This window comes from Selenomonadales bacterium, assembly GCA_017442105.1.
Classification (GTDB): Bacteria; Bacillota; Negativicutes; order RGIG982; family RGIG982; genus RGIG982.
This window is the reverse complement of record JAFSAX010000073.1, coordinates 1-10,324: the sequence shown is the minus strand read 5'-3', so window position 1 is coordinate 10,324 and position 10,324 is coordinate 1. Positions and strand designations below refer to the sequence as shown.

9 protein-coding genes are annotated in these 10,324 nt (G+C 53.6%); all 9 read right to left on the bottom strand.

Annotated elements, in window-relative coordinates; translation table 11 throughout:
- The coding region (gene scfB / locus IJN28_03030; GenBank protein ID MBQ6712746.1) for a thioether cross-link-forming SCIFF peptide maturase at positions 1–1,360 on the bottom strand (1,360 nt) is incomplete at its 3' end.
- A 78-nt stretch (positions 1,361–1,438) separates the two neighbouring features.
- Positions 1,439–1,579 (bottom strand): six-cysteine ranthipeptide SCIFF, encoded by a 141-nt coding sequence (gene scfA / locus IJN28_03025; protein ID MBQ6712745.1) that lies wholly within the window; start codon positions 1,577–1,579, stop codon positions 1,439–1,441.
- Positions 1,580–1,695: 116 nt separating this feature from the next.
- Positions 1,696–2,451 (bottom strand): polysaccharide deacetylase family protein, encoded by a 756-nt coding sequence (locus tag IJN28_03020; protein MBQ6712744.1) that lies wholly within the window; start codon positions 2,449–2,451, stop codon positions 1,696–1,698.
- Positions 2,448–3,395, bottom strand: coding sequence for a DNA-binding protein WhiA (gene whiA, locus IJN28_03015; protein ID MBQ6712743.1), 948 nt, complete (start codon positions 3,393–3,395; stop codon positions 2,448–2,450). Before whiA ends, IJN28_03020 begins: the two co-directional genes overlap by 4 nt.
- A gap of 19 nt (positions 3,396–3,414) precedes the next feature.
- A complete protein-coding gene (locus IJN28_03010; protein ID MBQ6712742.1) occupies positions 3,415–4,761 on the bottom strand; it encodes a YvcK family protein in 1,347 nt (448 codons plus the stop codon).
- An 18-nt stretch (positions 4,762–4,779) separates the two neighbouring features.
- Positions 4,780–5,667 (bottom strand): RNase adapter RapZ, encoded by an 888-nt coding sequence (rapZ, locus tag IJN28_03005; GenBank protein MBQ6712741.1) that lies wholly within the window; start codon positions 5,665–5,667, stop codon positions 4,780–4,782.
- Positions 5,668–5,827: 160 nt separating this feature from the next.
- Positions 5,828–7,840 (bottom strand): sulfatase-like hydrolase/transferase, encoded by a 2,013-nt coding sequence (locus IJN28_03000; protein ID MBQ6712740.1) that lies wholly within the window; start codon positions 7,838–7,840, stop codon positions 5,828–5,830.
- A gap of 83 nt (positions 7,841–7,923) precedes the next feature.
- Positions 7,924–8,733: an ATP-dependent sacrificial sulfur transferase LarE gene (gene larE / locus IJN28_02995; protein MBQ6712739.1), complete on the bottom strand. Its 810-nt coding sequence runs from the start codon at positions 8,731–8,733 to the stop codon at positions 7,924–7,926.
- Between the two features lie 10 nt (positions 8,734–8,743).
- The coding region (locus tag IJN28_02990; GenBank protein MBQ6712738.1) for an ABC transporter ATP-binding protein/permease at positions 8,744–10,324 on the bottom strand (1,581 nt) is incomplete at its 5' end.

The following is a 10,324-nucleotide window of genomic DNA, read 5'->3' as shown; positions in this document are numbered from 1 at the left end:
TTGCCATCAAGAGAACTGCCTGTATCATGATAGCACATTCGAGGCGTTTTTTCTGAAGCTCGCAGCCGATCTCGTACGGTTTGTGGAAGTCGCCGTGGAACAGGTCGGCATTGGCATGACAGCCGCCGCTGCAATAGAAGCGCGCCCAGCAGTCGGTGCATTTCGGTTTGTTGAGTACGTGCGCATTGCGGAAGGTCTGCACGAGGTCTTGACGGAGGATGCCTTCGTCAAGGCTTCCGATGCGATACTGTTCACGGCCGACGAACTGGTGGCACGGATAGAGGTCACCGTCGGGCGTGACGGCAAAATATTCGTGACCTGCACCACAGCCCATAAGACGTTTGGCAACGCAAGGGCCGTTGTTGAGGTCGAGGTTGAAGTGGAAGAAGGTGAAGCCGTCGCCTGCGAGCTGTTTGTCGAGGTAGACTTTGGCGAGCTTTTCGTATTCTTCGAACAGCTTCGGCAGGTGTTCTTCTTTGAGTTCGTACGGTGCGTCTTTGGCAACGACAGGTTCTACGGAGAGCTGGTCGAAGCCTTCGTCGAGCATGGAGAGGACGTCGGCACAGAAGTCGAGGTTGTAGCCTGTGAACGTACCGCGCAGGTAGTAGTTGTCGAAGTTACGCGATGCAACGGCACGTTTCATGTTGCGTACGACAGGGTCGTAGCTTCCTTTGCCGTTTATCATCGGACGCATATTGTCATGGACTTCTTTTCGTCCGTCGAGGCTGAGGACGAGGCTGATGTTTTCGTCATTGAGGAATTTTTCGATCTCTTCCGTAAGCCCAAGACCGTTCGTCGTGAGCGTGAGCTTGAAGATCTTGCCTGTTTCGGCTTCTCTTTGATGAACGTATTCGGTGACGGCGCGGACTGCTTCCATGTTCATGAGCGGTTCGCCGCCGAAGAAGTCAAGCTCGCAATGCTTGCGATGGCCGCTGTTGGCGATGATGAAGTCGACTGCTTTTTTGCCGACTTCGACAGGCATCAGACCGCGGTCGTGACCGAAGTCGCCTGTACCTGCGAAGCAGTACTGACAACGGAGGTTGCAGTCATGCGCTACGTGAAGGCAGAGCGATTTGACGAGCGGTTTGTTTTTAAGTGCAAGCGGTACGTTGAGGTCGGGCGCAAAGAGTTCTTGTCTGTCCATCAATTCGTGAAGGTCACTGAGGCCGTCGCGAAGGTCGGCTTCGTCATATTTTCCTTTGAGCGACTGAATCGCTTCGTCGTCGTTGTCGCCTGTGAATACATCGAGGAGGTCGTAGATGAGCTCGTCCGTTACGTGGACGGCACCGCTGTTGATGTCGAGGACGATGTTATAACCGTTTTGTTGAAACTTATGTATCTTCAAGGGGTATTCCTCCATTTTCTTTCTCATGCACAAGGAAAAACAAAAGCCCCTGCATGAGGGGCATTCGTTCCTAGCTTTGCCGACTAAGGCAAATTATTTCTGGCAAACCTGATTACCTACCGTGCAAGAAGTTTTGCAAGCGGACTGGCAGGAAGCCTGGCATTCGCCGCAACCACCGGTGTGAACCGTTGCCTGCAAGGATGCTTTGTTGACCGTAACGATACGTTTAGCCATATTGTTTCCCTCCTTTGCCAAAAGTGCTGTTTTTATTATAGCTCTTTTTCCCTTTTATTGCAAATAAAATCAATCGTTTGGGGTCGAATCTCGCCGAACTCTGCCTCTTTTGTCTGTTACAGACGGAGCCACGTGCGCAGATACGCATAGCGCAGGCGGTTTTTGAATTCATCAAGTCCGCCCGTGATCTTCGGCATGTTGACGCGCTTTAGTTCATGGCGCGGTACGTCGAAGTTGTTGTATCCACTGTCGCCCGTGACAGAGCCCCAGTAGCCGTACGCCTGAATGTCTTTTTGTACACGCTCGTTATACGCACCGAACGGATACGCGAAGAAGATACACGGCTTGCCTGTGGTCTGTTCGAGCCACATACGCGAGATGCCAAGCTCTTTGTGTATATCGACATCGCCTGTCATGGCAACGTGCGATACGGTATGCGAGCCGATCTCCATACCGCGGTCCGCAAGCTCTTTGATCTCGGCAGGCGACAGGTACCAGTCGGTATCGACAAGGCCTGTGGCAACGAATACGGTGCCTTTCATGCCGTATTTTTCGAGGATGGGTTGTGCTTCGGTAAGATTGTCTTGGTAGCCGTCGTCGAAGGTGATGATGATGGGTTTGTCGGGGAGCGTACGTTTACCGCCGCGCGCTTCGAAAAATTCGCGCAGGCTGATAGCGGTGTAGCCTTCTTCCGACAGGTATTTCATCTGTTCGTCGAACTGGCTCGTCGTCATACAATATTCGTTATCGACGCGGATGTCGTTGACCATGTGATACGCTAAGATGGGCACGTATCCGCGCGGCATGGTGACCCATGCAAGGATAAGAAGGGCGAGGACAAGCCCCGCCGCGAGTGTTAGCTTTCGTTTCAATTGACATCGCCTCCCGGCAATTCTTCTGCAAGCTTTTCGAGCTTGCGCAGACGATGGTTCATGCCCGATTTGCTGACTCTGCCTTCCATGATGTCGACGAGTTCTTGCAGCGGTGCTTCGGGATGAGCCAGTCTGAGCCGCGCCGCTTCGCGAAGGTTGGGCGCGATGTTTTCAAGACCGATATATTTGTCGATGCGCTTGATATGCGCGACTTGACGGGATGCCGCCATGACGGTCTTGTTGAGGTTGGCTGTTTCGCAGTTGACAAGACGGTTGACTTTGTTGCGCACGCTTTTGACGAGGCGCACTTGTTCGAACGACTGCATGGCTTCTTCGACACCGATGAGGCGTAAAAAACGCATGATGGCATCGCCGTCTTTTAAATAGATCATACAGTCTTTTTTGCGTTCGGTCTGCCCTACAGGGAAGCCGAACCCTTCCATCATCGTGACGATGGTAGATGCAAAGAGGCGATTTTCGGTGACCATTTCGAGATGGTATTCGCCTTCGGGACGGTTGACAGAGCCGCCGCCGAGAAACGCACCGCGAAGGTATGCGCGTTTACAGCAGTCCTCTTCGCAGATCGCCGTATCATCACCGTCGTTCCAGCCGTCGGCACGCATGATGCCGAGTGCCGCCAAAAGGTCGACGACTTCGGGTGCGGGGACGACTTTTATCATGTAGCGGTTATTCTTTTTAAGGCGACGGGAGCGCGAGACCATGACTTCTGTCTTGAGCTCGAATTTCCCTTTGATTAAGTTGAGTACTTTGCGCGCGAGTGCCGCGTTTTCGGTAACGAAGTTGATACCGAGCTGCATCTGTCCGCCGATGGACATGGCACCGCCCATGCGGAAGAGCGCGGCGAGTTCTGCCGCCTGACAGCAAAAATCATCACCTGTGACGCGCGTCAGTTCGTTTTTAACTTCACTTGAGTAAGATGCCATACGTTCCCTCTAGCTTTCTTTATTTTCCTTCATTCTGGTTCATCAGCTGTTCCCACTCGCCCGGCTGGTCACGGTGTATCTGATAGTCGTAGAGCATCGAGATGATGGTCTGCGACAGCTTCTGCGGGTCGTGACGCGCAAGGTTGGTCTGACTGATGAGGTCGGCTTCGATGACTTTGACACCGAGCCGTTCTGTTTTATCTTTGTCTACGATGACAGGCTGTGCGCCTTCGCGTGCGTAGACTTCGCATACTTCGTCGGAGATACGGCTTCCGTTGACGATGACGTAGTCGACAATGCCTTCACCGACATGGTCGAAGATGGCTTTGACGTGTGCCGATACGGAATATCCGTCTGTTTCGCCCGGTTGGGTCATGACGTTGCAGATGTAGACTTTGGTCGCTCTCGACTTGCGGAGCGCATCTGCCATGCCGTCAATGAGGAGGTTCGGCATGACGCTCGTATAAAGACTGCCCGGTCCGAGGAAGATGACTTGCGCATCTGCGATAGCGCTGAGCGCACTCTGCACAGGCTTGGCATCGGCAGGCTCTAAGTATACGCGGTCGATGGGCGAGCCCGAAAGCGGAATACGCGATTCGCCTTCGATGATGCGGCCGTCGGCAAGGCGCGCCATGAGCTTGACTTCGCTGATCGTGGCAGGAAGTACCTGTCCGCGAACGGCGAGGATCTTTTTCGATGCTTTGAGTGCTTCTTCCATATTACCGCCGACCGTTTCGGTCATCGCGGCAATAAAAAGGTTGCCGAAGCTGTGACCTGCGAGGTCGCCTCTGCCGCCGAAACGGTGCTGGAACAGTTTTTCCATCAGAGGTTCTGTTTCTGCGAGTGCAACGAGGCAGTTGCGAAGATCGCCCGGCGGTAAGATGCCGAGGTCTTCACGGAGTCTGCCCGAAGAACCGCCGTCGTCCGCTACGGTGACGATCGCAGTGACGTTTTTCGTCACGGTCTTGATGCCGCGCAACAGCACCGACAGCCCTGTACCGCCTCCGATAACGGCAACGGCAGGACCGCGGCTGAGCTTACGCTCGGCAAAGATGAGGTCGACGAGCTTTTCCGACCCGTCGGGCAGAAGGACGCCGATGATGGAGCGTATCATCTGCCGAACAGCTGTGAGCATCAGGATAAGGCCTGCACCTGCCGTCGCGGTACCGAATGCCATGTTGACCATGTAGTCATAGCTTCCTGTCCAGAGGTATACGGTACGGAAGATGACCTCCTCCAGATTCCCGATATATTTATAGTTGAATAAGATGGTGATACCCGTACAAAGTGCCAGCACGCCGAATGCGAACAAAAGGAGCCAGCGTTTGAATTTCATGCCCGGGTAGAGCCATTTTAAGAATCCCATGTTCTCACCTCGACATGATTATTCGATATGTTCTTCGACATCGTTGTTGCGTACGTTACGATGCGTAATGGTGACGTTGTAGCCGAGTTCTTTTAAGCTGCGGCCGACTCTGTCCGCAATGAATACGGAGCGGTGCATACCACCCGTACAGCCGATGGCGATGACGAGCTGGCTTTTGCCTTCTTTGATATAGTTCGGCACGAGGAATTCCAACAGACCGTTGAGTTTTTCAACGAACTGCTGGGTAATGGGCCATTTCCAGATATATTCTGCCGTCGCAGGAACCGTACCGCTTTTTTTGCGGAGCGCTTCGACATAGAACGGATTCGGCAAGAAACGTACGTCGAATACGAGGTCGGCATCGAGCGGCATACCGTACTTGAAGCCAAACGACAATACGGTGATCGCCATGCGTTCGGAAACCTTATCCGAACCGCCGTAGAGCCCGAGGATGCGTTTTTTGAGCTCTTCCTTTTTCATGCTCGTCGTGTCGATGATATGCGTTGCACGACCGCGCACGCCGTCAAGACGAGCGCGTTCTTTGTGGATACCGTCGATCAATCGGCCGTTCGGTGCGAGCGGATGACTGCGGCGCGTTTCTTTATAGCGGCGAATGATCGTTTCGTCCGATGCTTCGAGAAACAAAAGCTCATAGCCCTGTCCTGCCGATTCCATCGATTCGAGCACGTTCATCAGGTCGTCGAAAAATTCGCGACTGCGCATATCGACGACGAGGGCGACTTTTTTGATCTGCTCATTGTCGCGCACGAGCTCGGCAAACTTCGGTATGAAAAGTGGCGGTAAGTTGTCTACGCAAAAATATCCCAAGTCCTCCAGCACTCGGCTGACCTGCGTTTTGCCGCCGCCGGATAAGCCTGTTACGATAACGAATCTATGGTCTAACATCTTTGGCACCTCTTTTTATCTCAACATCGTTCAGATTTATTTGTTATCGTTTAATTATATCAACAAATCGCCTATTATGCTACCCCATTTTTGCAGGAACGTCCGCCCTCTGCCATACAAAAAACAGCCTGCCGTAGTAGGCAGACTGCTTGTCGCTTGGTTATTGTGCTGCAGTAAATTCGGTATTGCCTTTTTCGATGCGCCACCACGATACGGAGCGGCCGCGAACGATCTCGCTCTCGATCGTTTTCCACGGGATGCTCTTCTTGACGGCGCGCGTCGGGTCGATGGCTTCACGTCCGTCTGCGCGGTCGGTGTATCCCATCTCCTCAGCCGTTATCCAATAGCCGTAGCTGTATCCGATCTTCACGCCTTTCGTCAGGCTCGTGCCGACGGAGGTATATTCAAACCCTTTCGGTGCGCACAGCTCGATGAGTGTCGGCAGGATATTGATATGACTGCCGGCGGCATCTTTCGGGAAGAGGTTCTTCGTGACGCCTTTGCCCGTGACGATGAGCGGTACGGCATATCTCTGGTAGAGTCGCGGTGTGGCCTCTAAGTTCATACGGTCGGCATGGTCACCGACGACCATAATGAGCGTGTCGGGGAATCGTTTTTGTACATCTTTGATGAACTGTGCCATATATTTGTCGGCGTACCAGTAGTGACCGAGGCTCTTGGTGAGCGTCCAGTCATCTTTCTGTTTGTCGGTGAGGTTCTTGTGTACGACGTCTTCGGGATAGCCTTCACCGTCAAGCCAGACGGAGAACGGCGAGTGGTTCGATGTCGTCATGACGGTGTAGAAGCCCGATTCTTCTTTTTCAAGGGCGCGGAGCACTTCGGCAAAGAGGTGCTTGTCGTCACAGCCCCATACGTTGCCCGTTACGTTGCCGTAGTCGCTCTGTCCGTAAAATTTCTCATACCCTTGCGAGAGGGTGAAGTCGCGGACGGCTTCCCAGCTGGGCGGTCCGCCGTAGAAGAATACGGGACGATAGCCGAGCCGAGCCATCTGCGGTGCGATGGAGGTCGAGTAGACTTCCTTATACGTCTGCGGAAGGTAGTTCATGTAGAGGTTGACATCGCTGAATCCTGTCAGACAGCCCATGATGCCTGCGATGGTGCAGTAGCCGTTCGGGAGCATACGGTCGAGATACGCCGTATTCGGCTGTGCGATGATCGATTTCATGCCGTCGCCGATGTGAAGATCCTTATACTGCTGTTCGAGCGGCCAGTTGGCGTAGCTCTCGGCGATGATAAGGATAACGTGCTTCGGTCTTGCTGCGCCCGATGCTGTCTTAACAAGGCAGTCATCGAGATGGCGCGGGTCAGCGACCGTGCCGTCCGACAAGGAGCGTGCATGCGCGCGAAGCTCGTCTTCGCTGATATTCATACCGCTCGACCATTCAAGACGCTCCTGACAGACGTACGCACGGTAGAGTGCCTGTCCGTCGTCTAGGATGGCTTCGTTCAATAGCTGGTCGTTCGTGATGCCTGCGTTTTCCCAGTTGAAATAATCGAGATACGACATACCGCCGCAGTTTCCGCAGAATACGGAGATGTGGTAGATAAGCGCAATGATGGCGACTTTTGCACTGAAATTGCCGATGCGGCTTCCCATATCGGGGAGCGGTATGACTTTTTTCTTCAACAGTTTGATAAGGCATACGATGGCGATATACGACAGGACGATGGCCGCTCCGACGAGAAGGACGAGGTTATATTGCTCGTGGATCGTCGCAGTGAGCGCGCTCGTATCGTCGCGAAGCGTGTTGAAGATGAGCTGATTGAATCCCATCTTAAACTGCGCATAGTACGGCATACGTGCTACGAACAACACGCTGAGCAGGACGGCATAGACAGAGCCGATGACCATACGGAGCCTATTGGCGCCCTTCTCCCAGACGAGTGACAATGCCGTGCATGCGATGAACGAGATACCTGCCAGATACCCTGTCGTCTGATAGCTGAGAAGCCACCCTTTGGCAAATGCCGTCCAGACATCTGCCCACGTCGTGGTATCTTCCCAGTATGCTTCCATGATGATGATAAACGCGATGCGATAGACCGCGATGAGCACCATCAAGTAGAGAAGCAGTTTCACATCTTGAAATAAGTTATCGTAGATACGTTTCCAGACAGTGTTAAGTACGTCCGAAACACGGTTCATATTCACAGAAAAAACCTCCCAAAAGCTGTACACAGCTTTTAAGAGGTTTCGACTTTTTTCGATAAATTCCTTTTTTTGTCGGTGAAAAATCACTTCTTATCAAGACTTTCGTTCAGACTTCCCATACGATAGCCGGCCATGTCAAGCGTGACGTAGCGGAATCCGACTTCTTTCATACGCGCGGTGATGGCTCTCCTTATCTCGGAGCGCATCAATACGGGGATCATCTCTTCTTCCACCTCGATACGCGCGACTTCACCGTGATGGCGGACACGCACCTGCCCGAGCGCATATTCGCGCACGATCTTCTCGCCTTCTTCGACCTCTTTGAGCCGCTGTTCGGTGATGGTCATGCCGTAAGCGATGCGCGAGGCAAGACACGCTGCGCTCTCCTTATTCCATGTCGGAAGCTGCCATGCACGCGACAGCGCACGGATATCTGCCTTACCGAAACCTGCTTTGATGAACGGGCTGACGATCATAGGAAGCTCGGCAAGTGCTTGCGTACCGGGACGGTAGTCCTTCGCATCGTCTGTATTCGAGCCTTCTGCAACGCACGCATAGCCGTGGTCTTTTGCCCAGTCGCAGATCTGGCGCATACGAACGCGCTTACAGTAGTAGCACTTTTTCGCATCGTTACGAACAAAATCCACATCCAGCATCTCTTGGCTGTCCAAAAAGATATGCTTGATACCGATACGCTCGGCAAGCGCGGTAGAGGCCGCCTTCTCCTCTGCAGTAAGCGTCGGACTGACAGCAGTTACGGCGACTGCTTTATCACCGAGCGCACGGACGGCGGCAAGTGCCAGAAGCGTGCTGTCTACCCCACCGCTGAACGCGATGACGGCAGAGCCGAGCGATGCGAGATAGTCTGTCAGTCGTTTTACTTTGTCTTCCATAACTGCCCTCCTACTGTTTGATATCTCTCATCTGCCACGAACCGCCCGCCAAGTGAAGGTTCTTGTCGTGGAACGCATTGAGCGTAGAGCGGTGTCCGACACTGATGATGGTCGTATCGGGCAGATGTTTTTTTACGAGTGAATAAAGATGCTGTTCCGTATCTTCATCAAGTGCCGCCGTTGCTTCGTCGAGGAAGAGGTAACGCGGCCGAGCGACGAGGACACGCGCAAACGCGATGCGCTGTTGCTCGCCGAGCGAGAGCATCTGCGTCCAGTCGGCGAAATCATCAAGGCGCGTTGTCAGCTCGGGCAGTCGACAACTCGTCAGGATATCGACAAGCTCACGGTCGGTCTTGGCCGTCCTCGCTTTGGGATAGATGAGTGCCTGACGGAGCGTACCGAGCGGAAGGTACGGTTTTTGCGGAAGGAACATGACTGCCTCCTTCGGACGAACGACCGTTCCGCTGCCGTACGGCCAGATACCTGCGAGCGTGCGAAGGAGCGTGCTTTTGCCGGCACCGCTCGCGCCTGTGATAAGTACTGCTTCGCCCTCTCCGAAACGAACGGTGAGGTCATCCACCAGCACCTCGCCTGTCGGGAGCGCAACGGTCAGCTTGTCGGTCGCGATCTCCTCACCGTCGACCATCGTCTTGTCATCGCGCGCCGTTTCCAGTTCGTCCATATGTCCGGCAAATCCTTCCAGACGGGCGATCACGGCACGCCATTCGGCGAACGCCGTATAGTTGTCGATAAAGAACGACAGCGCGTCCTGTACTTTGCCGAAGGCGTTGACTGTCTGAAGAAGTCCGCCGAGCTGCATCTGTCCGCTGAAATAGCGCGGTGCCGCGATGATGATCGGGAAGATGACAGCGATCTGTGCATAGCCCGATGTGAACCACGTCAGCTTCTTCTGCCGTTTCATGATCTTCCAGAAGTTATCAACGACGTTCGTAAAGCGCGTACGGAAGACTTCGCCTTCGGGCACTTCACCGCGATAGAATGCGACAGATTCGCAATTTTCGCGAAGGCGTACCAGACTATAACGGAAATCTGCTTCGTATCGCTGTTGATCGAAGTTCTGCTTGATAAGCGGACGGCCGATCTTCTGCGTGAGATATGTACCGACAGCGGCGTAGAGAAGCGCGATAAAGACCATGTAGCCCGGTATCGTGATATCGAGCACGGGCACGGTAAACGTACCCGACAGCTGCCACAAGATGAAGATGAACGACACGAGCGTGACGACGGCTTTCATAAAGCCGATAGAAAGTGCGAGCGTCAGCTGCACGAAAAGCCTGAGATCCTCGCTGATACGCTGGTCGGGGTTGTCTGTCCCGCCCGCCAGCTGCAATCGGTAGTACATCCTGTTATCGAGCCATCGTTCAAGATACTGCCTCGTCATCCATCGACGCCATTTGATCTCGAGCATCTGCCGAAGATAGAGCGCGTAGACGGCAGACAAGATGTAGAAAAATGCCAGCAAGCTGAAATCGCCGATGAGCCGTGTAAACGCATCGAAGTCGCGATTTTGGAGCGCGTTGTAAAAATCGTTGTTCCAGTAGTTGAGTTTGACAAGCAGGAATACGCCTGC